The 22,811-nt window shown below is 34.4% G+C and carries 19 protein-coding genes and 11 pseudogenes; 15 read left to right on the top strand and 15 right to left on the bottom strand.

Annotated elements, in window-relative coordinates; translation table 11 throughout:
• Window positions 1-336 precede the first annotated feature (336 nt).
• From KFD70_RS24610 to KFD70_RS24595, 4 genes and pseudogenes are all read left to right on the top strand, one after another.
• Window positions 337-1,203, top strand: a complete 867-nt coding sequence (locus tag KFD70_RS24610) for a CPBP family glutamic-type intramembrane protease (protein ID WP_336454161.1) — start codon at window positions 337-339, stop codon at window positions 1,201-1,203.
• A gap of 563 nt (window positions 1,204-1,766) precedes the next feature.
• Window positions 1,767-2,519, top strand: coding sequence for a MerR family transcriptional regulator (locus tag KFD70_RS24605; protein WP_431613449.1), 753 nt, complete (start codon window positions 1,767-1,769; stop codon window positions 2,517-2,519).
• A gap of 184 nt (window positions 2,520-2,703) precedes the next feature.
• Window positions 2,704-2,982 carry an AbrB/MazE/SpoVT family DNA-binding domain-containing protein gene (locus KFD70_RS24600; RefSeq protein ID WP_336454665.1) on the top strand — a complete coding sequence of 93 codons (279 nt, stop codon included), beginning with the start codon at window positions 2,704-2,706 and terminating at the stop codon, window positions 2,980-2,982.
• 181 nt (window positions 2,983-3,163) lie between these two features.
• Window positions 3,164-3,316 (top strand): annotated as a pseudogene (locus KFD70_RS24595) (transposase); the annotation flags it as partial.
• Window positions 3,317-3,393: 77 nt separating this feature from the next.
• On the opposite strand, the pseudogene KFD70_RS24590 reads toward KFD70_RS24595, so the two are convergent.
• The 5 genes and pseudogenes from KFD70_RS24590 to KFD70_RS24570 all read right to left on the bottom strand — a co-directional run.
• Window positions 3,394-3,624: pseudogene (locus KFD70_RS24590) on the bottom strand (NUDIX hydrolase); the annotation flags it as partial.
• Window positions 3,625-3,681: 57 nt separating this feature from the next.
• Window positions 3,682-4,368 (bottom strand): IS6 family transposase, encoded by a 687-nt coding sequence (locus tag KFD70_RS24585; protein WP_431613445.1) that lies wholly within the window; start codon window positions 4,366-4,368, stop codon window positions 3,682-3,684.
• Between the two features lie 156 nt (window positions 4,369-4,524).
• A pseudogene (locus KFD70_RS24580) lies at window positions 4,525-5,631 on the bottom strand (RNA-guided endonuclease TnpB family protein).
• 11 nt (window positions 5,632-5,642) lie between these two features.
• A pseudogene (gene tnpA / locus KFD70_RS24575) lies at window positions 5,643-6,006 on the bottom strand (IS200/IS605 family transposase).
• Window positions 6,007-6,354: 348 nt separating this feature from the next.
• Window positions 6,355-7,018: pseudogene (locus KFD70_RS24570) on the bottom strand (IS6 family transposase).
• Between the two features lie 220 nt (window positions 7,019-7,238).
• Between KFD70_RS24570 and KFD70_RS24565 the strand changes: the two are divergent.
• Genes KFD70_RS24565 through KFD70_RS24555 form a run of 3 tightly spaced genes read left to right on the top strand, consistent with a single transcriptional unit; the run spans window position 7,239 to window position 10,223 of the window.
• Window positions 7,239-8,276 carry a FecCD family ABC transporter permease gene (locus KFD70_RS24565; RefSeq protein WP_431613444.1) on the top strand — a complete coding sequence of 346 codons (1,038 nt, stop codon included), beginning with the start codon at window positions 7,239-7,241 and terminating at the stop codon, window positions 8,274-8,276.
• A complete protein-coding gene (locus KFD70_RS24560; RefSeq protein WP_336454358.1) occupies window positions 8,277-9,293 on the top strand; it encodes a FecCD family ABC transporter permease in 1,017 nt (338 codons plus the stop codon).
• A 21-nt stretch (window positions 9,294-9,314) separates the two neighbouring features.
• Window positions 9,315-10,223 carry an iron-hydroxamate ABC transporter substrate-binding protein gene (locus KFD70_RS24555; RefSeq protein WP_336454359.1) on the top strand — a complete coding sequence of 303 codons (909 nt, stop codon included), beginning with the start codon at window positions 9,315-9,317 and terminating at the stop codon, window positions 10,221-10,223.
• Window positions 10,224-10,689: 466 nt separating this feature from the next.
• Here the strand turns inward: KFD70_RS24555 and KFD70_RS24550 are convergent.
• The 3 genes and pseudogenes from KFD70_RS24550 to tnpA (KFD70_RS24540) form a co-directional block, all read right to left on the bottom strand.
• Window positions 10,690-10,791 (bottom strand): annotated as a pseudogene (locus KFD70_RS24550) (GNAT family N-acetyltransferase); the annotation flags it as partial.
• Window positions 10,792-11,104: 313 nt separating this feature from the next.
• Window positions 11,105-12,211 (bottom strand): RNA-guided endonuclease TnpB family protein, encoded by a 1,107-nt coding sequence (locus KFD70_RS24545; RefSeq protein WP_336454360.1) that lies wholly within the window; start codon window positions 12,209-12,211, stop codon window positions 11,105-11,107.
• Between the two features lie 11 nt (window positions 12,212-12,222).
• A pseudogene (tnpA, locus tag KFD70_RS24540) lies at window positions 12,223-12,590 on the bottom strand (IS200/IS605 family transposase).
• 363 nt (window positions 12,591-12,953) lie between these two features.
• On the opposite strand from tnpA (KFD70_RS24540), the pseudogene KFD70_RS24535 reads away from it, so the two are divergent.
• Together KFD70_RS24535 and KFD70_RS24530 are read left to right on the top strand one after the other, a co-directional pair.
• Window positions 12,954-13,657: pseudogene (locus tag KFD70_RS24535) on the top strand (IS6 family transposase).
• Between the two features lie 258 nt (window positions 13,658-13,915).
• Window positions 13,916-14,242 (top strand): hypothetical protein, encoded by a 327-nt coding sequence (locus KFD70_RS24530; protein ID WP_336454361.1) that lies wholly within the window; start codon window positions 13,916-13,918, stop codon window positions 14,240-14,242.
• Window positions 14,243-14,871: 629 nt separating this feature from the next.
• Here KFD70_RS24530 and KFD70_RS24525 read toward each other — a convergent pair.
• From KFD70_RS24525 to KFD70_RS24515, 3 genes and pseudogenes are all read right to left on the bottom strand, one after another.
• Window positions 14,872-15,078, bottom strand: a pseudogene (locus tag KFD70_RS24525) (ATP-binding cassette domain-containing protein); the annotation flags it as partial.
• Complete coding sequence (locus KFD70_RS24520) at window positions 15,075-15,248, bottom strand: GntR family transcriptional regulator (RefSeq protein WP_431613443.1); 174 nt, start codon at window positions 15,246-15,248, stop codon at window positions 15,075-15,077. The gene KFD70_RS24520 and the pseudogene KFD70_RS24525, both read right to left, overlap by 4 nt.
• A gap of 39 nt (window positions 15,249-15,287) precedes the next feature.
• Window positions 15,288-15,341, bottom strand: a pseudogene (locus KFD70_RS24515) (hypothetical protein); the annotation flags it as partial.
• 238 nt (window positions 15,342-15,579) lie between these two features.
• Here KFD70_RS24515 and KFD70_RS24510 point away from each other — a divergent pair.
• Window positions 15,580-16,725, top strand: a pseudogene (locus KFD70_RS24510) (IS3 family transposase).
• 76 nt (window positions 16,726-16,801) lie between these two features.
• Here the strand turns inward: KFD70_RS24510 and KFD70_RS24505 are convergent.
• Both KFD70_RS24505 and KFD70_RS24500 read right to left on the bottom strand, forming a co-directional pair.
• The gene (locus KFD70_RS24505; protein ID WP_336454362.1) at window positions 16,802-17,440 is read right to left on the bottom strand and encodes an IS6 family transposase; all 639 of its coding nucleotides are present in this window, start codon (window positions 17,438-17,440) and stop codon (window positions 16,802-16,804) included.
• Window positions 17,441-17,522: 82 nt separating this feature from the next.
• Complete coding sequence (locus tag KFD70_RS24500; protein WP_336454363.1) at window positions 17,523-17,681, bottom strand: hypothetical protein; 159 nt, start codon at window positions 17,679-17,681, stop codon at window positions 17,523-17,525.
• Window positions 17,682-17,943: 262 nt separating this feature from the next.
• On the opposite strand from KFD70_RS24500, the gene mntA reads away from it, so the two are divergent.
• The 4 genes from mntA (at window position 17,944) to KFD70_RS24480 (ending at window position 20,422) form a co-directional block, all read left to right on the top strand.
• On the top strand, window positions 17,944-18,351 hold the full coding sequence (gene mntA / locus KFD70_RS24495) for a type VII toxin-antitoxin system MntA family adenylyltransferase antitoxin (RefSeq protein ID WP_241818962.1): 408 nt from the start codon (window positions 17,944-17,946) through the stop codon (window positions 18,349-18,351).
• Entirely contained in the window at window positions 18,341-18,754 is a 414-nt protein-coding gene (gene hepT, locus KFD70_RS24490; RefSeq protein WP_336454364.1) for a type VII toxin-antitoxin system HepT family RNase toxin, read from the top strand. Before mntA ends, hepT begins: the two co-directional genes overlap by 11 nt.
• Window positions 18,755-19,373: 619 nt before the next feature.
• Window positions 19,374-19,640: a hypothetical protein gene (locus KFD70_RS24485; protein ID WP_336454365.1), complete on the top strand. Its 267-nt coding sequence runs from the start codon at window positions 19,374-19,376 to the stop codon at window positions 19,638-19,640.
• Between the two features lie 236 nt (window positions 19,641-19,876).
• Window positions 19,877-20,422, top strand: a complete 546-nt coding sequence (locus KFD70_RS24480; protein WP_336454366.1) for a GNAT family N-acetyltransferase — start codon at window positions 19,877-19,879, stop codon at window positions 20,420-20,422.
• 203 nt (window positions 20,423-20,625) lie between these two features.
• Here the strand turns inward: KFD70_RS24480 and KFD70_RS24475 are convergent, their stop codons facing one another.
• Window positions 20,626-21,291 (bottom strand): IS6 family transposase, encoded by a 666-nt coding sequence (locus KFD70_RS24475; protein WP_431613442.1) that lies wholly within the window; start codon window positions 21,289-21,291, stop codon window positions 20,626-20,628.
• 340 nt (window positions 21,292-21,631) lie between these two features.
• Between KFD70_RS24475 and KFD70_RS24470 the strand changes: the two genes are divergently transcribed.
• A complete protein-coding gene (locus KFD70_RS24470) occupies window positions 21,632-22,486 on the top strand; it encodes an Rpn family recombination-promoting nuclease/putative transposase (RefSeq protein ID WP_431613441.1) in 855 nt (284 codons plus the stop codon).
• A 66-nt stretch (window positions 22,487-22,552) separates the two neighbouring features.
• Here the strand turns inward: KFD70_RS24470 and KFD70_RS24465 are convergent, their stop codons facing one another.
• The gene (locus KFD70_RS24465; protein ID WP_336454499.1) at window positions 22,553-22,720 is read right to left on the bottom strand and encodes a hypothetical protein; all 168 of its coding nucleotides are present in this window, start codon (window positions 22,718-22,720) and stop codon (window positions 22,553-22,555) included.
• Between the last annotated feature and the right edge of the window lie 91 nt (window positions 22,721-22,811).

The following is a 22,811-nucleotide window of genomic DNA, read 5'->3' as shown; positions in this document are numbered from 1 at the left end:
GTAAATTATTTGGTTAAGTATATTGGAAAATTTTCAGTAATCCTATTATTTTCAGTATTTTGAATGTATACTTTTCTTTTTGTTTTTGAGGATATTATGATAATTGAAATATATTCAATGTTATTGAGAGATGAATGTAAACTAATACTCAAAAGCGAGAAAGAAATTAGACGAAATTTGAGTGAATATAAGCTAGATTAGATATTAAATAATCAATCAACTAAGATCACCCTATGAAAATGGTGGGCACTGTGAAGGAATATATGATTATCAGGAAGGGGCGTTATTCTTAATTAGGTCCATAAGGTAGATCACTATATAGGAGGCAAACAGTATATGAGATGGATATTTCTTTTAATAGCAGGATGGACAACATTAACTACCGGTCTGTTCCTAGGTTCTCTTTCTGGTACAATTGCTGAACAACAGTTCAACTTATCTAGAAATATTAAATTGTTAATTCAGGGGATCGTAATGAGTGGATTGGTGGTTCCGACTATTCTATATTTATATCAGCGTGTCTACCGGCTCACGGGTATAAAACCGAAAAAGCCGGTTTATTCATGGGAAAATGCCTATCATTTTATAACAGGAGTCCTTTTGGCCACTTTACTCGCTTCGTTAGGATTTATAATTGCTTCTTTCCAAGGGTGGATCGTCATTGAAAAATGGCATGCGCCCAATTATTGGTTTACAGCGCTACTAATAAATATGGTCATTGCCTTTTTTTATGAAGCTTTGCCAGAGGAATTGGCATTACGAGGGATGATATATGATATATTACGCCATCGTTTCATTGCTTGGCTAGCAGTATTATTTCAAACTTTGTTATTTTTATCTATCCCTATAGCAGTTAACCAGATTCAAGCTATCGTTGGACTTTCCCCTGGAAACTCTATTGACCTTTCTTATATCATATTAATTTTATGCTTTGGGATATGTTTGCAGTTGCTTCGGCTCTGGCCTGGGAGTCTTTGGACAGCAATTGGTTTTCACCTTACATACTTAGAAATTGCCAGATTTGTTATCTTCCAAAATGGATATGATGTTCCTCCAATTGTAACCTACCAAGACTCAGTGCTCGGACTTGGTGGATTATTTGTTGCTGTCGGTATGATTATTGTTGGAGGCATCGTTGTATCACTCATCATATTAGGCGTGAAGCGATTTATACGGAAGAGTTCCAATTTAATCCAAGGTTAGCTTTCATAAAATAATACACAACAACACCTAATCAAATAGGTGTTGTTGTGTTTCTTTCTGTAATAAGATTTTATGTTAATCCCACATGTATAGGGTGTACATCGTACATAATCGATATAGTTCCAAAAGGTGGACCTTTTGGGATGGTATAAAATCTAAAAAGAAAAGAGTATGTGAATGGAAGGTAGGTTTATTTCCTTTAAGCAAAAGTGTAAAAACATCTTGTTTCTGGTCGGAAGTTTTTGGATCATAATGTTTTTCATGTACGGAGAAAGCCTGTTACAATGAGAAAACGGCATAGGGTATGAAATTATAGAGCTTAAAATATATAAGGTGTTAAATAACAATAAAGTCGTTTAATTATAAATAAAATCGTTACATTTACAATAAAGATGTTTAAAAACGCAAATCATCTTATTCCATTAAACGACCATATTTTTTTAAAATCAAGGCAAGAAAACTTAATTAAAAAGGCTATATGATCTACAAAAACATATAGCCTTTTTTAGTGTTGACTCTTACCTTAGAGGATACTTTAGTATAAAGAGCATGGAAAGAAGGAAATAGAACTGTATACCGTTAATGAAGTTGCAAAACTATCCCATACAACAGTAAAGACGTTACACCATTATCACAAGATAGGTCTTTTGATTCCAGAGCAAACGACAGAAGCTGGATATCGTTTATACGGAAAAAAGGATTTAGAACGACTACAGCATATTCTTTTTTACAAAGCGCTGGATTTTCCTCTTAAGGAAATTAAACAATTATTAGATGGTAATATCGACAGAGAGAATACGTTGATTAAGCAAAGGGATTTACTAGAGCAAAAGATCAATCAATTTAAAGAACTAATTGATACGATCAATTTCTCCATCAAAAATACTAAAGAAGGAGTCGATTTAGATATGGCATCAATGTTTAGGGGTTTTAAAACTGAAGAAGAATGGCAAGAAGCATTAAAGGGTCAAAACGAACATTTGAAAAAAGAATATGATTTTGATTTGACGAATCAAACTATTGATGTAGAATCAATGAATGATTCCGCCATTGAAGCAAAATCATTTAATGAAGATATGATTAAATTCTTACAAGAAGGTGTCTCCGCAAACGACCCAAAGGTTTTCGAACGGGTGAAAAAATATCTATCCTTTTTAGAAAAAGATGGTCATCCATCTACACCACACGATTTCTTAAATCAAACTGAGCTATTTATTGTAGACGACTTTCACAGAAACATGTTTGAACAATGGCAAGTAGGTTACACTTATTTTCTAAACAAAGTGGCATCTAACTATTTGTCAAGTCAACAATAATGGTAATAACGAGTAAATAAATTAAAATATTCCCTTCTTCCATAAAAGGGCGCGATCGTGGTATAGAGAATGAATTTTCAATTAATTTCAAAGGGCCTTGCTACAATAAAATGTGCAAGGCTCATATGTATTTCATAACAAAATTCAATAACTTTATTATCGCTTTACATAAGGGAGAGGTTTCATGAAATCAACAGGAGTAACTCGGAAATTAGATTCATTAGGACGTATCGTTATACCAATGGAGTTAAGACGCACGCTGGAAATTGAAGAAAAGACGCCATTAGAGATCTATGTAAAAGGTGAAAAGATCATCTTAAAAAAATACGAAGCGCATGGTGTTTTTGCAATAACAGGAGAAGTATCTGATAAAAATATTACTTTAGCAGATGGAAAGATTACGCTAAGCTTAGCAGGTACAAAGATTATAAGAGAGGAATTAGAGAATCAACTTGTAAAATAATCGGCTCCTTTTAGAGGAGCTTTTTTAAGATGCATATAAATAATTTCATGTACCGTATTTATTAATAGACAAAATACATACTTTCACAAAGGGATTCTTCCCCTCTTCTGAGGTCGATGTGCTACGAGAGTTCTATATTCTCATTTTGACAGTAATGATTCTTAGTGAAGTAATGGATTGAATAGAAGAATGTGAAATTTGGATTCCGTATGGGGAAGTAAAGAGATATTATTTAAGTAAAAACGGTAAATGGTTTCGAAAAATAGAAAAAGAATGGGATGAACAAACATCCAATAATCAAGAGCAGAAAACACTAGAAAAGAAGAACCCTTAAAATCTTATCAAGACCTAATTTATTTAACTAACGCGCCCGTTAGTTAAAGATTATGGATAATTAATTTGAAGGTGTTTTTATTTAAATACACCTTTTCTTTTGGAAAGCCAATCTTCTAAGGCATCGTCGTGTTGTTTTATGAATAATTTCGGTGTTTGGTCTATTGGGAAGTATTTTAAATCTAAAGTCTCAATACCATCTGCGGTAAGTTCCCCATCAATTGGCTTGCATTGAAAAAAATGAGTGATAGTCTGAGCTTTATCTCCGTTCAGAAACTCACCAGAATATTTAGAGTAGACACCTATAAGGATTCTGTTGCAAAGTTTCCGAAGACATAAAGAGATGGAGAATATTGTGGACCAGTTTTATGAAACTATTAATAATTCATGTAATGCGTTATACGTCGAAAAAACGAAGTTTGGTTGAAGACTTCGTTTTTGTTTGTATATGGCATGAACAGTTTCTATACCTTTAATAGTACGTGAGGCATGGCGAAGACTTTGAAACCCTAAAGAACGGGAGAATCGACGTTTCACATGTCGATGATCTTGCTCAATGATATTATTGAGGTGCTTGATTGTACGATGAAAGGTATTTTTGTAAAGACCTATCTCCTTTAATTTTTTGAATGCGGAAGCTAAAGAAGGGGCCTTATCTGTTGTCAGAATCGTTGGTTCTCCAAAAGTTCGAACAAGTCTTTTCATAAAAGCATATGCTGCTTGTGTGTCCCGTTTTTGACGAAGTTGAATATCAAGTGTTTGTCCCTCTTTATCAATTGCTCGATATAAATAACACCATTGCCCTTTCACCTTGATATAGGTTTCATCCAAACGCCAAGATAACAATGTGTTTTTATTTTTCTTCTTCCAAATCTGATAAATGAGATTTCCATATTCATGAACCCATCGCATGATGGTTGTGGGATGGACCGATACACCACGTTCTTTCAAAATTTCAGATATATCTCGATAACTTAAAGAAAAACGACAGTAGTAGCCGACGGCTACTAAAATAATATCTTTCCTGAATTGTTTTCCTTTAAAATATCCCATTTATGATTCTCCTCACTCTGTTTTGCAAAAGTTTAGCTTAGTTTTAAAAACTTTGCAACAGAACCCTTTTCCTAAAGGTGGGGGCTTCTAAGGTAATCGTACCTAATGGTACGAAATTTACTTAGCTATCGAGCCTGTTCCTTGCTCTATATATGCTTATGTTAACAATCGTAACCCTTCACGCTTGATATTGATAGAAGTATTCCAATCCCTGTTTGCCATAAAACCACACTCACAGTAGAATGTGCGCTCCGAAAGAGATAGAGACTCCTTTACTTGACCACAACAAGAACAAGTTTGGGATGATAAAAACCACTTATCTATTTTGATAAACTTTTTTCCCTGCTCTTCTAACTTGTATTGGAGAAATGTCGTGAACATGCCCCATGCATTGTCAGCAACACTTTTACTGAAATTGAAGGCTTGTGACATTCCCTTAATGTTAAGATCTTTGATAACCACGCAATCATATAGTTTCGCCAATTTGTACGATTCTTTATGTAGAAAGTCCTTTCGTTGGTTCGCAATTCTTTCATATAGCTTCGCTACTTTCAGGCGCTGTTTATGCCAACGATTAGAGCTTTTCTTTCTGCGTGATAGAATACGCTGTTCCTTCACTAATTTTTCCAAGGCTTGATGATAGAAACGAGGATAATTGGCTATCTTTCCATCTTCACTATCAACAAATAAGCCATTCATAGAAAAATCCAAACCAACAACAGCTTGTACTTCTTTTAGTATAGGCTCATGTTGGTATTCAGCGAGAATAGAAACATAATATTTTCCAGTTTTAGTTCGAGAAACCGTACAAGACTTGATGATATGATGTGACGGAATCTCCCGATGTTGTTTCATTTTTACAAGTTTCAATTTTGGTAATTTGATATAGCCCTTCAAAAGCATAATGTTTCCGTTGACCACATTGGTTGTGTAAGATTGTCTCGTCTTACGGCTTTTGAACTTTGGAAATTCAGCACGACCTGAAAAAAAGTTTTTGTACGCTTTCTGCAAATTAAGCCCCGCATTTGCCAATGCAAGGCTATCTACTTCTTTGAGCCATACAAACTCCTTTTTGTATTTAGCAGGAGTAGGGAACTTTTGCTTCTTTAATGCTTCTTTGTTATCCTTGAATTGCTTATACGTTTCCTTTCATTCGGCCAACATTTGATTGTAGACGAAACGAACGCAACCGAAAGTTTTCATAAGAAGTTGCTCTTGATCTGGTGTTGGATATAGACGGAACTTATATGCTTTGTTTGCCATATCAAAATCCCTCACCTCATGCTTTGATTTTTTATGTATTTTTTCATCTTTTCAATGGGCATACCATCCGTTGTAAGCAAGCAAACGTTTTTTGCCTCAAAATACTCTTTCTAAAGTTCTTCTTTTATTGATGGAAAATGTTTTTTATAAATCAAGAACTTGCGCTTTTATGAACATTGATAAACTTTAACATTTCAGTATTTAGATGTATTTTGAACAAAATATGCACATGTTCAGTATCATGATTCCATTCGACTAAGATAATATTGTAATTTTCATCCAATCGAACAAATATATCTTTCATATAGTCAGGCACGGGAGCATTAATCACTTTTCTTATTTTACGACCAGGACAAAGTGATAATATAATAGCATGAAAAGAGACAACTTTAGGATATCTCTAACCAAAATTCATCTTCCACTTTCACTGGCGCTGTCGCACCTTCACGTTTAAAAGTGGAAGACTACTTTCGGACAGAAGTTGAGGCTTTTTCAAACTTCTTATAATAGCAGCACATCTTTAATATATAATCAATACTACAGAATCTAATCAAAAAATACATGATTTTACAAAAAAAATTTAGATTAGAAAATGCATTTTGATGTAGCAGCTTCAAGATAATTGCAATGAATATTGAGGTTCGGTTCAACTATCAGTGATGGTTCTGGTGCAAAAATAAATTTTAAAAAAAGTAGGATCTGAATTTCCTACGAAATTACAGATTATGATGCGATACCAAACAATTTATCAATGAAATCTTTTTGATTTTGAGTAGACTGTACCCCTTGATGAAGTTGCTTCTTTTTCATCATATGCATCGCTTCTATGCCACTCAGTATGTAAGTAGCTGTACGAAATGATTTAAGTCCTAACATCGAACGCACTCGCTTTTTAATAAATCGATGATCTTGTTCCACGATGTTATTGAGGTATTTCACTCGCCTTATTTGGATGCCTACAGGCATCTTTTTTCATTCTTCAACTCTTCAATTGCTAAAGGATAGGCGGGATTCCTATCGATGATTATCACACGAGGCTGTGAAACATGACAAGACTACAAATTTTTCTTGAGAAAACGCTTTGCAGTCTTATGATTTCTTGTTTTGCTGAGGTAGAAATCAATGGTGTTTCCTTCTAAATCAACTGCACGATATAAATACATCCACTTTCCTTTGAACTTATATACGTATCGTCTACTCACCAAGAATCGTTCGTTTTCTTAAGATGGCGACGAACTCTTTCATCTAGCTCAGAACCATATTAGTGAACCCAACGCATAATCGTTGTATGAGTAATGGATAAGCCTCGTTCCTCCATCATTTCGACTAAATCGCGAAAACTAAGATTGCACCGTTGGTACCATCTTACTGTTAATAGAATCAGTATACCTAAGTTTTAGAGATTACCTACATGTATATTAAAGTTTTTGGACCAGAACCGAAATTTCGATAACTATTTTTATATTTTATCAAATTAAAAAAATAGTTTGCTATCTAAAAAAAGTGGGGATATAATATCTAAATGAAAATGATAATCATTACATAAAATAATTATGATTTTAAAGTTATTGTAAAAAACAAATGAAATATAAAGGATGAAATGAAATATGTTACACAAGTCCACTGTATATGCGGATAAAAATCGCTGGATGCACGCTAAGTTCATATGTCTTATGAGCTTAACAATTTTATGCCTAATCGTGTCTATAGTTGTAGCAATTGCATTCGGTGCAAAGGATATTCATTTGCAAACTGTATGGGCAGCGATTTTTGATTACAATCCGAAATTAACGCAGCATCAAATTATTTATGAATTAAGACTTCCGCGAGTAATTGGTGCAGCAGTTATAGGTGCTGCTTTTGCAGTGGCGGGAGCTGTTATGCAGGGAGTAACAAGAAATCCTTTAGCTGATGCAGGCGTGCTCGGAATAAATGCTGGGGCAATGTTTGTCGTGGCGCTTAGCTTTGCCTTTTTCCCGCATATGCCGTATTCCTATTTAATGATTGTTTCTTTCATAGGGGCAGTTTTAAGTACAATACTAATTTTTATTATTGGATCGGCAACATCAGGCGGATTAACACCGATGCGATTAACGATTGCCGGAGCTATTATGGCAGCGTTTTTACACTCGCTTAGCTCAGGTATAGCAATTTATTATGATTTAAGCCAAGATTTAGCGTTTTGGTACGCTGGTGGTGTTGCAGGGGTGAAGTGGGACCACTTGCAGTTTTTAGTGCCTATTATTTTCGTAACAATTATTTTTGCAATAGCATTAGGACGGTCTATCTCACTTATATCGATGGGGGATGATGTTGCTACAAATTTAGGAGTGAAGACGATTCGAACGAGAATATTGGGAATGGTTACAGTAGTTATTCTTGCAGGTGTTTCGGTTTCGGCTGTTGGTTCAATTGGATTTGTAGGACTTGTCATTCCACATATAGCTAGAAAATTAGTAGGTGTGAATTATTATAGGTTTATTATTCCTATGTCAGCATTATTAGGAGCTATATTATTAGTTTTAGCTGATTTAGGAGCAAGAACAGTAAATCCTCCAAAAGAACTTGCGGTCGGAATTATGGTAGCGCTTATTGGTGTTCCGTTTTTCCTCTATATAGCAAGTAAAGCTGGGAGGGAGTTATAAGTGAAAGATATCTTTAACACCGATAAGAAGAGAGCTACTATGATAACTACAATTTTCGGATGTATAAGTATCGCGGTTATTTTAATTAGTTTAAATACAGGTACGCTTCGAATTGCGCCACTGAAAGTGATTCAAACGCTTTTGGGTTATGGTGATTTTGAAAGTGTAACAGTATTATACGATTATCGTATGCCAAGAATTATTATCACAATGTTAGCGGGTATTGGACTTGGCGTTTCTGGTGCAATATTACAAGGGTTATCTCGTAATTCACTCGCAGATCCTGGTATTCTCGGATTGCACTCAGGGGCGTCTTTTGGGCTCATTAGTTTTGTTACACTCTTTCATTCTATTAATGAAAAGGCATCGATTTTAATACCGCTTTTTACGTTTGGCGGGGGAGTGCTTGCTGCGCTGCTTATTATTTTACTTGCAAATGACCGTACGAAGGGGTTGTTACCGATTCGATTAATTCTCGTTGGTATTGCAGTTTCAGCTGGTTTTAGTGCGATTTCATTATTTTTCTCTCTAAAACTAAATGACGAGACTTATACGTTTGCTTCCAGATGGTTAGTAGGTAACGTATGGGGAAGAGATTGGATTCACGTGATAGCTTTATTACCTTGGATTGTTATACTTGCCCCATATGCGTGGCTAAAATCAAAAACGTTAAATGCTTTATCACTAGGTGATAGTGTAGCAGCAGGACTTGGCGTATCTGTACAAAAAGAGCGCTTTTTACTTTTAGCTACAGCGGTTGGATTATCTTGCGCCAGTGTATCGATGGCAGGAGGAATTGGCTTTATCGGTCTAATATCTCCACATATTGCAAGAAAATTAGTAGGCTCAACGTACGAGCATTCTTTACCGTTAACCGGTATTATTGGGATGATTATTTTAGTACTAGCCGATACAACTGGTCGCTCTTTATTTGAGCCAAACTCAATCCCAGCTGGAGTCGTAGTAGCGGCTTTAGGAGCACCTTATTTTCTTTATTTACTTATAAAAACAAAATAAATACTTCAAAGAGGAGAATGTATGAAAAAGCAATTTACTATTTTATTTAGTATCATGTGTATTTTAATAATATCAGCTTGCGGTCAAACAAAATCAAATGAAGGGACAGCTGAAAAAATGACGAAAAGTAATGAGCCCCAAATTGCTTCTATGTCTATCCATTTAACGAATAATTTACTAGCACTAGGAATTATACCAGTAGGTTCTGTTGTTGGTGGAGATTTAAAAGATTTCTTACCACACGCAAAAGATCAACTGAGAGATACGAAGAAGCTCGGTGTTGTAACAGACCCGAACATGGAAGCATTACTTCAATTAAAACCATCTGAAATTTATGTTGATGAAAAATATGCTGGGGAAGATTTAGCGAAGTATGAAAAAATTGCAAAGACACATTCTTTCAACTTAGATGAAGGTACGTGGAAAGATCATTTAAAGCAAGTAGGTAAACTTGTAAATCACGAGAAAGAAGCAGAAAAATATATTCAAAACTATGAAGAACAGACAAAACGAGTAAAAGGCTTAATAGATAAAGAGTTAGGAAATAACGAAAAAGTAATGGCCATTCGCGTTACTGCAAAAGAATTACGTGTATTTAGTACGAAAAGACCGATGGGGCCAATTTTATTCCAAGATTTAGGATTACAACCTGCAAACGGTGTAGAGAAAATTGATGGAAACCGTCCGTTCGAAGTGATTTCACAAGAAGCGTTACCTGATTTTGATGCGGATGCAATTTTTGTTGTCGTAAATAGAGATGACAAAGCAAAAGCAGCATTTAAACAACTTCAAGAAACAGCAATTTGGAAAGATTTAAAAGCTGTTAAAGATAAGCACGTATATATTATTCACGATCAACCATGGCTTGATTATTCAGCATTAGGAAACAAAATGGCGATGGATGAAGCTGAGAAAATGTTTATGAATTAATATAGTTTTGTTGATAGGAAAGGCCCTCTAAATTTAGAGGATCTTTTTTGTAGTAGGATCAGGAAAGCACAACGATAAAACTTATGGTTCTACTTGTTTAACGTCTCTTCAACCAAACGATGTATGTATACGGGATTTAGGATACTTTGATTAAAAAGACCTACATGGGGTTCCACCCCACATCCATTAACTTAAGGTATATTTTTATACAAAATGCGGTCTTTCCATATAGTTTTTTATTATCTTTTATAGATTTTATAAAAGTAGGCAATTGATACTAATAACCTTGATAAACGATCATAGAAAAGAGCGTGTTTTGAAAAAAAGATTGATCAAAACACGCTCTTAATATTTTCAGTTGGTTCATTTTTTTATAAAAAAGTTTGCTCATTTCCTATCTATATTGCTCCACAATAGGGCCCTTTACTTTAATAAGTCTAAAAGTCATTGCGGTAAATTCAAGTGCTTACATGGAATATTTAGCTAATTGTTCACCCCAAGATGATAATTCAGTCTCAATAAATCCTACCTTTTTATATGCGAATTTTGCTGTAAGATTTTCAGGATGGTTCTGTTGCAAAGTTGAAAAATAACCAAAAATAATGAGTATACTATACATGTTCTTGTATATTTTATAATGTTTATTCAAAACAATTGTATTTTCATTCTATATTTTTGGGGGCGTATAAAACTTTGCAACAGAACCTTTATCCCCTTTTCACTAATAATCTATATAAATAGCCTGTAAGTAAAATTCAAAAAACCATCATGTGAACTCCTCCCACCTACACTTTGCCTAAAGGTGGGGGCTTCTAAGGTAATCGTACCTAATGGTACGAAATTTACTTAGCTATCGAGCCTGTTCCTTGCTCTATATATGCTTATGATAACAATCGTAACCCTTCATGCTTGATATTGATAGAAGTATTCCAGTCCCTGTCTGCCATAAAACCACACTCACAGTAGAATGTGCGCTCCGAAAGAGATAGAGACTCCTTTACTTGACCACAACAAGAACAAGTTTGGGATGATAAAAACCACTTATCTATTTTGATAAACTTTTTTCCCTGCTCTTCTAACTTGTATTGGAGAAATGTCGTGAACATGCCCCATGCATTGTCAGCAACACTTTTACTGAAATTGAGGGCTTGTAACATTCCCTTCATGTTGAGGTCTTCGATAACCACGCAATCATATAGTTTCGCCAATTTGTGCGATTCTTTATGTAGAAAGTCCTTTCGTTGGTTCGCAATTCTTTCATATAGCTTTGCTACTTTCAGACGCTGCTTATGCCAACGATTAGAGCTTTTCTTTCTACGTGATAGAATACGCTGTTCCTTCGCTAATTTTTCCAAGGCTTGATAATAGAAACGAGGGTAATTGGTTATCTTGCCCTCTTCACTATCAACAAATAAGCCATTCATAGAAAAATCCAAACCAGCAACAGCTTGTACTTCTTTTAGTATAGGCTCATGTTCGTATTCGGTGAGAATAGAAACATAATATTTTCCTGTTTTAGTTCGAGAAACCGTACAAGACTTGATGATATGATGTGACGGAATCTCTCGATGCAGTTTCATTTTTACAAGTTTCAATTTCGGTAATTTGATATAGCCCTCCAAAAGCATAATGTTTCCGTTGACCACATTAGTTGTGTAAGATTGTCTCGCTTTACGGCTTTTAAACTTTGGAAATTCAGCACGACCTGAAAAGAAGTTTTTGTATGCTTTCTGCAAATTGAGCCCCACGTTTGCCAATGCAAGGCTATCTACTTCTTTGAGCCATACAAATTCCTTTTTGTATTTAGCAGGAGTAGGGAACTTTTGCTTCTTTAATGCTTCTTTGTTATCCTTGAATTGCTTATACGTTTCCTTTCGTTCAACCAACATTTGATTGTAGACGAAACGAACGCAACCGAAAGTTTTCATAAGAAGTTGCTCTTGGTCTTGTGTTGGATATAGACGGAACTTATATGCTTTGTTTACCATATCAAAATTCCTCACCTCATGCTTTGATTTTCTATGTATTTTTTATCATTTCAATGGGCGCGCCATCTGTTGTAAGTAAGTAAACGTTTTTTGACCCAAAATACTCTTTCTAAAGTTCTTCTTTTACTGATGGAAAATACTTTTTTATAAGTCGAGAACTTGCGCTTTTATTAACGTTTATAAACTTTAATATTCCGTTGTCGTTATATATTTTGAGGAAAATATGCACATGGTCAGTATCATGATTCCATTCGACTAAGGTAATATTGTAATTCTCACCCAATCGAACAAACGCATCTTTCATATAGTTAGATATGGGAGCATTAATCACTTTTCTGCGATATTTTACGACCAGAACAAGGTGATAATATAATAGCATGAAAAAGAGACAACTTTAGGCTATGCCTAACCGAAATTCATCTTCCACTTTCACTGGCGCTGTCGCACCTTCACGTTTAAAAGTGGAAGACTACTTTCGGATAGAAGTTAAGGCGTTATAATAGCAGCACATCTTTAATTTATAATCAATACTACAGAATCTAATCAAAAAAATACAAGATTTCACAAAAAAATTTAAGTATTAATAAGGTCCTGTTGCAAAGACTGCATTTATTTGAAAGAGGTATATAGATTCCTAATGGAATTTATTCGGTTCTGGTGCAAAAACTTCAGGATAATTACAATAAATCTATAAAACTTGGACATATTGATACTATTACTCTAGAAAGGGTGCGTGATCGGTATGGAAAAGAAAAATTTGTTCAAATGGAAGCACTATCAGCCTGATATTATCTTATTAACGGTAAGATGGTACCTACGGTACAATCTCAGTTTTCGTGATTTAGTGGAAATGATGGAGGAGGTGGGTTTATCCATTTCTCATACAACGATTATGCGTTGGGTTCATCAGTATGGTTCTGAATTGGATAAACGGATCCGTCGTTACCTCAAATAAATGACTCTTGGAGAGTCGATGAAACATATATCAAAGTAAAAGGCCAATGGATGTACCTGTATCGTGATATTGATTCGAAAGGAAGCACAATCGATTTTTGCCTAAGCAAAACAAGAGATCAGAAGGCTGAAAAGCGCTTTTTCAAGAAAGCGTTGCGGTCTTTTCATGTTTCAAAACCTCGTGTTATAACAGTCGATAAGAATCCAGCTTATCCTATAGCAATTGAACAGTTGAAAAAAGAAAAAAGCATACCTGATGGTATGCAACTTAGAAAACAAAAGCACTTGAATAACATAGTAGAACAAGATCATCGTTTTATAAAGAAGCGTATCCGTTCTATGCTAGGGCTCAAATCTTTTGAAACAGCTACATCCATTCTTTTTGGAGTAGAAGCCATGCATATGATTACAAAAGAACAGATTGATTTACGGAATCAGTCCGTCCAAACTCAGAAAGAATCCATCCATCAATTGTTTGGACTTGCAGCATAAAATACGATTCTGTTAGGAATCTATGTGCTTTATTATCTTTTATTTTTGTGCCAGAACCTAAAACAATGCTGGTCTACACATATTCGTCATATCTAATATGTGTAGACCTTTTAATTTTAAGCATTTATAAATTTAGGTCTTGATAACGTACAATTTTCTTTTTCGATATGGTGAATCCTATAACGTATTACATGAATTATTAATAGTTTCATAAAACTGGTCTACAACATTCTTCATCTCTTTATATCTTCGGAAACTTTGCAACAGAACCGTTTTATTAATAACGATGGAAGAATTCGTTTAATTGTTAGTACGGCTGTTTATCATGGAATTTTCAGAGATTGGGAAGGGTTAATTCCTGTTGGTTTACAAAATTACCCTAAAGGACCACCTCTTCGTGAAGGAACTTTTCTATTTAAATATAGAGGTAGTCCTACTGTATATTTGCGTGATTGGGAAAATGGTCGTACACAAGTAAAGCGACGGATTGTAAGTACTAATGCCTTTAATCGTTGGCATTTTGATTGGAAAAAAATAAAAAAATGCCTCGTGCTACTTTTTATCTCCCAGATGGTACAGATATAAGGTGACTAAGTAAAAGACCAGAAAGGGAGATAAGTGTAATTATAAACATAGTTATCTTTAGTTTGATTTAATAATAACTTTGATTTTAACAAAAAGATGGTACTTAAACTCTACACATTGTATGGGGGTTTCTTTCATAAAGAAAAAGCACCTTTAGGTGCCTTTTCTCTGATTGTTCTCGCGTATTGAGATGACTATTCAAACCTTGTACTAGGGGACATGGTTCAAACAGATATATTACACCTAAAGTTTAACATTGATAGAATATACAGTAAATTGATAATATTTATGCGGAATATTTCCAAAGTTTAGTATAGATATTTTTCACTATTACTATATTAAAAATAGAATTAATGCACAATTGCATAATAAAATAGCATGCGATTAGCAGTATAATTTAAATGTGTACAATAAAGCTGAAGAGGCAGAGACCATCTACGGAAATAGGTGGTCTTTTGCTATTGGATAATAAATGTATTATTTTGCTGGTGTTCATCTAAGGTATTGTTTTACACTTGGTCCCTGCACGTTGTGTGGGGATTTTTTATAAAGAAAAGACACTCTTTCGAGTGCCTATCTTTAGTTGGCTATTCATTTTTCTATAGGGTTTCGACATAACATATGAAATATTTGTTCATATCCTTTCCAAATAATTTAATAGTACCTGATGTTCTTGTTACAAGTCCAAGTATTGTCCGTATTGTGGTTGTTTTCCCTGCTCCATTGATACCAATAAACCCTGTAATGGCATCCTCCTCTAAGGAAAAGCTAACATCAGAAAGAGAAAAATCTCCATAAGATTTATTTAGCCCTGTTACTTCTAAAATGCTACTCACTGTCCATCCTCCTCATATAGAATATTCATCATTTCATTTAACTCTTCTTTAGTAATTTTCAATGTCTTTGCGGTTTGAATTAACTCTTGCATGATTTGCTCAACAAGATGGCGTTTAGAGTCTCGAATCAGCTCAAGATTGCCGATAGAGACAAAAGTACCAATGCCCACTTGACTTGTAATAAACCTTTCTTCTTCTAATTCATCGTAAACGCGACGAATAGTAAGAACACTTACCTTTAAGTCATGGGCAAAATTTCGAATAGATGGGAGAGGATCACCTTCATTGGTTCTGTTGCAAAGTTTGAAAAAGCATAAACAGGTTGGTAGATGAGGAACAATGTTTAGGAAGTAGCTAGTAATTGTTGAAGTTCATTGTACGTTGAAAAGGCGGAGTCTCTTTGTGAACTGCACCCCAATTGTTGGACACTAACTAACAATTGGAGGTGGAGATGGTACACTAAACTGGACACTAAGTTAAGAGAGAAAGGTGATTCAGTTTATGAGTAGAAAAGTCTATGATCGTCAATTTAAAATGGCTGCAGTTCAGCTGGTACTGGAAGAAAATATGTTTGTAAAAGAGGTTGCTAAAGAGTTATCGATTCATTCTAATACTCTATATCGTTGGATAAATGAATATGAAGAATATGGGGAAAGTGCGTTTCCAGGTCGTGGAAGCGCACTTTATCATTCTCAGTATGAAATGAAAAAGCTCAAGCGTGAGAATGAAGAACTGAGAAAAGAACTTGATTTACTAAAAAAGTTCCAGGTCTTCTTGAAGAAAAAGAATGTGTAAGGTTTCAATATTTAAAAGAAAATAAACACAAATATAACATCAAGAAGGCTTGTAAAACGTTAAACATCTCGCGGTCAGGTTACTATGAATATTTACAGAGAAAACCTTCTAAAAGAGCTTTAGAGAACGAAGTGTTAAGTGAGGAAATACAACAAATATTTGAGGAGCATAAGGGACGGTATGGATCTTTAAGAATTACAAAAGTCCTTGAAAAGAAAGGCATCAAGGTAAACCGAAAACGAGTAGGAAAACTGATGCGTCAAATGAAACTGTATGCGAAAGGCAGTCGCTATCGTTATAAACATTATAATAAGAAATCACCTTCCATAGAAAGACCAAACCTCTTAAATCAAGTTTTTCAGACAGATCAACGAAATAAAATATGGGTTGGTGATATTACCTATATTCCTACCCAAAAAGGCACTTTATACCTTGCGGTATTTGTGGATATGTACTCCAGAAAAGTGATTGGTTGGTCCATGAGTACACGTATGAAAGATTCTCTCGTGATAGACGCTTTTTTACAAGGATATAAGAAAGAACATCCGAAAATAGGATTAATTATTCATACAGACCAAGGGTCTCAGTATACAAGCAGTAATTTTCAAGCCACACTCAAAAAGTATGGTGCTGTTTCGAGTGTCAGTAGAAAAGGAAACCCTTATGACAATGCATTGATGGAATCCTTTTACAAAACCATAAAAAGAGAGCTTATTCAAGGTGCCAAATTTAAAACACCTGAACAAGCTCGGACAGAAATATTTAAATATATAGAGTTGTTACAATACAAAAAGAATGCATTCTTCTTTGGATTATCTTTCTCCTATCGAATTTGAGAAAGCCTATTCATAATATTCACCTAACTTAGTGTCCAGTAAATGTTGACAAGTCCACTGCCTAATAAAATAATATGTCTAACTTTTTGGGGTCACTTCATTTGAAGACTTCGCCTTTGTTTATATAGAGCATGAATGGTCTCAATACCTTTTATCGTACGTGAAGCATGACGAAGATTTTGAAATCCTGCAGATTTGGCAAAACGTCTCTTTACATGCCTATGATCCTGTTCAATAAGGTTGTTTAAATATTTGATTGTACAATGGATTGTAGTTTGATAAAATCCTTGTTTTCTTAATTTGTTAAATGCACAAAGTAATGCCGGCGCTTTGTCTGTAGTGAGAATCGTTGGTTCTCCAAAATGTTTTACTAATCTTTTCATGAAGGCATAGGCAGCCTGATGGTCCCGTTTTTTACGAAGTTGAATATCCAATGTGTGTCCATCTTTATCAATTGCACGATAGAGATAACGCCACTCTCCCTTAACTTTGATATAAGTCTCATCCAAATACCAAGATAGTCGTGCAGATTTATTTTTCACTGTCCAAATTTGATAGATGAGATTGCCATATTCATGAACCCATCGCATGATTGTTGTAGGGTGAACTGAAATACCACGTTCTTTCAGGATTTCAGAGACATCGCGATAACTTAAAGAAAAACGGCAGTAGTAGCCGACGGCTATTAAAATAATATCTTTCTTGAATTGTTTTCCTTTAAAATATCTCATGCCTAATTCCCCTAGATCCTGTTTTCTAGAGTGTAACTTCATGTAGGAAACTTTGCAACAGAACCCCACTCAAGGTGTTTTCTTAATCTCGCATTGCCCCTGCTTCTCGGGAAGTTATTGTCCCTTGTCCTTCACTTACATCTTTTTGAATTTCTTGTTTTACTTTGTTTGCATCAGTTCTAACAAAATCTGGTTTTATAATAGAACCCAAATTCTCTTTAGCTTTGTTATGATGTAGCATACAAGTCCTCCTCAATTTATTGTTTAACAATCTTATTATTTACAAAAATACACTCGGTATATCCCGGTTAGTTGAGCGAATTTCACGTAAAGTAAAAGGGATTTTAATATACCTAAAAAAACAAGTGTTTTTCTACGAAAAAGTGATACTTTCACCCTGTGCCTAAAGGCAGACTGAAGTCCTGCATAGGCTTTCCCGTTTCACTAAATCTGTAATGGTTATGATATAATAAAATTCAAGTATAATAAGGGGGATTAATTACATGATTTTTCAAAGCATGATTACAGCTATTATAGAAAAATTACAAGAGACGGTGAATCCCTATTGGATAATTGTGTTTGGATCAACGGCGGAGAACAGAGAACGAGAAGATAGTGATATTGATATAGCCTATTTAAGTGACATAACTTTAGGGAATTATGAGCGTTTTTTATTAGCACAGGAGTTAGCCAACATCGTTCATAAAGATGTGGACTTAGTTGATTTATCCGAGGCTTCTACAGTTTTTCAAGCTCAGATTATACATACAGGAAAGACAATATTTTGTTCTGATGAAGAACGAAAGGTCATTTTTGAAATGAAAACTTTAAAAATGTATTCAAAATTGAATGAGGAACGCCAGATAGTATTTGATGATATAAAGAAAAGAGGTTCTATATATGAAGAATGAAGTTATTTTAAATAAAATTTCTACAATAGAGCGTTGTATAAAAAGAATCCAAGATGTGTATGGAAATGACCCTCAGAATTTAGAGGATTATACAAAGCAAGATTCCATAATATTGAACATACAAAGAGCTTGTGAAGCAAGTATTGATTTAGCAATGCATATTGTTGCAGGAAAAAAGTTAGGATTACCACAATCTAGTCGAGAGGCTTTTGATTTATTGGTTACAGCAGGATTACTTAGCAAAGAGCTAGCAAATAAGTTAAAGGCGATGGTTGGATTTCGAAATATTGCTGTTCATGATTATCAAAGTGTAAATTTAGATATTGTTCGTCAAATTATCGAAAAACATTTAAAAGATTTTAAACTATTTACGAAAGAAGTTATGGGAATATTGGAATTATAGAGGTACACGTTTTAGAATCATCATTATATAGGTGAGGAGAAATTGGTATGCTTTTTTCTAATTTTAGGGGGAAGAACATAACTGTGTAGTTTTTTACCTACTTGTTTTAGATATGGCTATACCGTAGAAAGATACTCCCTTTGGAGTATCTTTTTTTGGTTGTTACGTTTTGGTTATCTGTAGTACGGAATCTCTCAACAATTCTTTAAAATTCTGTTGTTACAGCAACAACAGTTAAAGTTGTACGGGGGTTTCTGGAAATTAATCAATCAGAATTAGCAGACCGAATAAGCGTTAATACAAGTTTAGTATCTACAATCGAAAATAGGAGCAAAAGAATCACATCCAGTTTCATCAAGAGGTTCAAGCGAGCTGTTAGTATTGCGGATTCCGGATTCTGTTTTGGATATCGTATGTCTACAGAACAAATTAAGGGAATAAGAGGCGCTACTTCTCCTTTTTAGACGTTAAGGGAGACACCTAAATTAGTATTTTTCTCTGATGTATCAAAACACAAGAATACTATTCATTTTGAGGTATCAACAAAGTTTAAATCAAAATAAGTACTAGCGCTTAAAAATGATAGTATAAATATAAACATTGAGAAGGGGGGAAAGAAATGAGTTTTGACTGGATACAATTTATGTTTTGGCCTTTTATGATTGCAGCTATCGTATTTTCATTGATTGGAATATATGTAAAAAAGCCATACTTCCTAATCATTTCGGCAGTATTAATGGTGCCTTCATCATTATACCTTGCTGTTCTACCCCCATTTTTTATATGGGCTTTAATCTTCCCATTACTTTACGCATGTGCAGCAACAGCATTAAAAAAACAAAAAACTTGGTTGCCAATTCTATTTTCAATACCCACTTATTTATAAATTAGTTGGCTTGGATACATAGTACTAAATCTGGAACCAATTAATACTGAGATGATAATTGAAGAAAAACAAGTAGAACCCTTAGAGTAACTTCCGCTAACGAGGATTTTTCTAGATTTCTAAATACATTGAATTCCAATAATGTTGCGTTATGTGAACAAGACTTGAATAGGATATACATCATACTTTTTCCTGATTAGAATAAAATGGTAGTAAAAAGATATTGGAGGGGTTTTATGAAGCTAGTAGGGCAACAAATTTATCTTCGACTTTACAAAACTTCTGACGCCAGTGAGTTAGCTAAATTACATACTAGAAATCGCGAATTTTTTCAACGAGTTTGCCCATTACTCCCAGAAGCCTTTTATACAGAAGAACATCAAAAAATACGCATTGAACAGGCATTAAAAAAGACAGATGAAGGGCAATTATATGCTTTTGGAATCTTTTTAAAAGCAACTGATAAACTTATCGGAGACATTTCATTAACTCAAATTGCTAGGGGAGACCTCCAAAGCTGTTATACGGGATTTACTTTAGATAAGGAGTATAATGCAAAGGGCTATACAACAGAAGCTCTTCAACTTGTTGTAGACTTTGCTTTTAGAGAATTAAAACTACATAGAATTGAAGCAGGAGCTATGCCTGACAATATAGCATCTATTTGTATATTAGAAAAAGTAGGGTTTAAAAAAGAAGGGATAGCTAAAGAAAATGTAAAGATTAATGGCAAATGGACAGATCATCAAATATTAGCTATCATCAACAACTTGGATGTATAAGCTCATTTCACTTCCGATAACGGGAATTTAAGTAACCTACTAATAATGGCCTGTTGAGATATCTTTTTTTGTTGTATACATATTAGAAGCATAAGTTAACCAAAACGGCCATCTTATGCTTCTTTTGGTTCTGTTGCGAAGTTTTGTTAAGGTTAAGTGGTGCCAACAAAAAGTTGTATATTTTATGCGATTGTTAGTAGCTCCTATAATTCATTGTATGTCGAAAAACCGAAGTCTGATCCAAGACTTCGGTTTCGTTTATATAAAGCATGAATGGTTTCGATGCCTTTCAAGGTACGGGAAGCGTGGCGAAGATTTTGAAATCCTGCGGATTTGGAAAAACATCGCTTCACATGCCTATGGTCCTGTTCAATGAGATTGTTCAAATGCTTGATTGTACAATGAGTTGTATTTATATAAAAGCCTTGTTCTCTTAATTTGTTAAATGCGCAAAGTAATGCTGGTGCTTTGTCTGTAGTGAGAACCGCTGGTTCTCTAAACGTTTTGACTAATCTTTTCATAAAGGCATAGGCAGCCTGATGATCCCGTTTTTTACGAAGTTGAATATCCAATGTGTGCCCGTCTTTATCAATTGCACGATATAAATAACACCATTTTCCTTTGACTTTTATATAGGTTTCATCTAGTTTCCAAGATAATGGAACGTTTTTATTTTTCTTCTTCCAAATTTGATAGATAAGATTTCCATATTCATGAACCCAGCGCATAATGGTTGTAGGATGAACGGAGACACCACGTTCTCTTAGGATTTCAGATACATCACGATAGCTTAAAGAAAAACGACAATAGTAGCCCACGGCTACCAAAATAATATCCTTTTTAAACTGTTTTCCTTTACAATACCGCATATATCATTCTCCTGCTCACACTTTTTCTACAGGTTATCTCAGTTTAGAAATCTTTGCAACAGAACCCATATAAGGATTTTCGAACACTTTTGATAGACTAAAATCTTTAAAATTATATATATCTTTGCAACAGAACCGAATTTATCCATCAATTGTTTGAACTTGTAGTATAAGATACAATTCTGTTAGGAGTATATGCATTTTATTCTTTTTTTTGCACCAAAACCGAATAAAGAAGCTACAATAAATTAAACCTACAATTATAATAGTAGCATTTGCATGTGTAGAGGACTATCTTATAAAATATAGTTAAGAACAGAAAGACAGGGAGAGGAAACCCATGTCCACAAAATTAGTAAATTTACGGATTGATTTCGCTTTTAAACAGTTATTTGGAACGAAGGGAAATGAAGAGATTTTAACTGGATTTCTAAACGCCATCCTAGAGGAATCTTTAGATGCACCTATTGTATCTCTACAACTAGAAGATCCACATCTTCATAAATCTTATGAAGATGATAAGTTATCCATATTAGACTTATTAGCAACACTAGATAATGGAACACAAGTTAATATCGAAATTCAATTACGGAACACACATGATATGGTAAAACGATCTTTATATTACTGGAGTAAACTCTATACATCCCAAATGCAAGAAGGTATGCCGTATCGTTCACTTCGGAAAACAATTACCATTAATTTATTAGATTTTATATTATTCTCCCAAGATGATTCATTTCACACCATAGGACAATTATGGAATCCTAAAAAGCAACAGATACTAAGTGATGATATTGAAATTCATTTTGTAGAAATTCCAAAGTTGGTCAAACAATGGCGTGAAGAAAAAGTAAATCCATGGGAAAATGCATTGGTTCGCTGGATGTTATTACTACCAGCACATGAAGATGAACATTTAACTCAAACATTGGAGGAGATTGCAATGAATCAAGATCCAATCTTACAAAAGGCAATGAGTAAGTGGGAAAATATGAGCCATGACTCTTCTTTCAGAACAGCTTATGAAGCTCGTGAAAAGTTACTTCTAGATGAGCAAGCCAAGTTGGCACACGCTCGTGAAGAAGGAAAAATCCAATTAATCCGTGGTATGCATAAGAATGGTATGCCATTAGAAGACATTGCAAAATTCACAGGTCTAACTACGGAAGAAATACGAAAATTATTATTATAATACATGTAATTAAAAAGCTTTGCGTGATTTTTCGCAAAGCTTTTTAATTACATCCTCTTTCTGTTATTACTTTTTTATAAGCTGTATTTGAAAAATATCTGATTCCGTTATACCTAACATCTTCATTTCTTCTTTAAATGTTCGAGATGGTTCAACTTTAATGGTCTTTGTACTATGATTTCTTAATGTATACACTCTGATAAAATACGATACCTGATGTTTCTTTTCCTCCATAATACATTCCTCCATCATATACAGTAAAAAGGGTTCTGGTGCAAAAACTTCAAAATAATTGCAAGTAATCTCTAAATCTTGGACATACTGA

Source organism: Bacillus pfraonensis (assembly GCF_050768835.1).
Classification (GTDB): domain Bacteria; phylum Bacillota; class Bacilli; order Bacillales; family Bacillaceae_G; genus Bacillus_A; species Bacillus_A pfraonensis.
Note: the sequence above shows the minus strand (reverse complement) of the source record. Positions and strands in the feature narration are given on the sequence as shown.

Excerpts from the sequence above, each read along its gene's own strand:
- KFD70_RS24610 (WP_336454161.1), top strand. The coding sequence starts at position 337 with ATGAGATGGATATTTCTTTTAATAGCAGGATGGACAACATTAACTACC.
- KFD70_RS24600 (WP_336454665.1), top strand. The coding sequence starts at position 2,704 with ATGAAATCAACAGGAGTAACTCGGAAATTAGATTCATTAGGACGTATC.
- KFD70_RS24585 (WP_431613445.1), bottom strand. The coding sequence starts at position 4,368 with ATGGGATATTTTAAAGGAAAACAATTCAGGAAAGATATTATTTTAGTA.
- KFD70_RS24565 (WP_431613444.1), top strand. The coding sequence starts at position 7,239 with ATGTTACACAAGTCCACTGTATATGCGGATAAAAATCGCTGGATGCAC.
- KFD70_RS24555 (WP_336454359.1), top strand. The coding sequence starts at position 9,315 with ATGAAAAAGCAATTTACTATTTTATTTAGTATCATGTGTATTTTAATA.
- KFD70_RS24545 (WP_336454360.1), bottom strand. The coding sequence starts at position 12,211 with ATGGTAAACAAAGCATATAAGTTCCGTCTATATCCAACACAAGACCAA.
- KFD70_RS24505 (WP_336454362.1), bottom strand. The coding sequence starts at position 17,440 with ATGAGATATTTTAAAGGAAAACAATTCAAGAAAGATATTATTTTAATA.
- KFD70_RS24500 (WP_336454363.1), bottom strand. The coding sequence starts at position 17,681 with ATGCTACATCATAACAAAGCTAAAGAGAATTTGGGTTCTATTATAAAA.
- mntA (WP_241818962.1), top strand. The coding sequence starts at position 17,944 with ATGATTTTTCAAAGCATGATTACAGCTATTATAGAAAAATTACAAGAG.
- hepT (WP_336454364.1), top strand. The coding sequence starts at position 18,341 with ATGAAGAATGAAGTTATTTTAAATAAAATTTCTACAATAGAGCGTTGT.
- KFD70_RS24485 (WP_336454365.1), top strand. The coding sequence starts at position 19,374 with ATGAGTTTTGACTGGATACAATTTATGTTTTGGCCTTTTATGATTGCA.
- KFD70_RS24480 (WP_336454366.1), top strand. The coding sequence starts at position 19,877 with ATGAAGCTAGTAGGGCAACAAATTTATCTTCGACTTTACAAAACTTCT.
- KFD70_RS24475 (WP_431613442.1), bottom strand. The coding sequence starts at position 21,291 with ATGCGGTATTGTAAAGGAAAACAGTTTAAAAAGGATATTATTTTGGTA.
- KFD70_RS24470 (WP_431613441.1), top strand. The coding sequence starts at position 21,632 with ATGTCCACAAAATTAGTAAATTTACGGATTGATTTCGCTTTTAAACAG.
- KFD70_RS24465 (WP_336454499.1), bottom strand. The coding sequence starts at position 22,720 with ATGGAGGAAAAGAAACATCAGGTATCGTATTTTATCAGAGTGTATACA.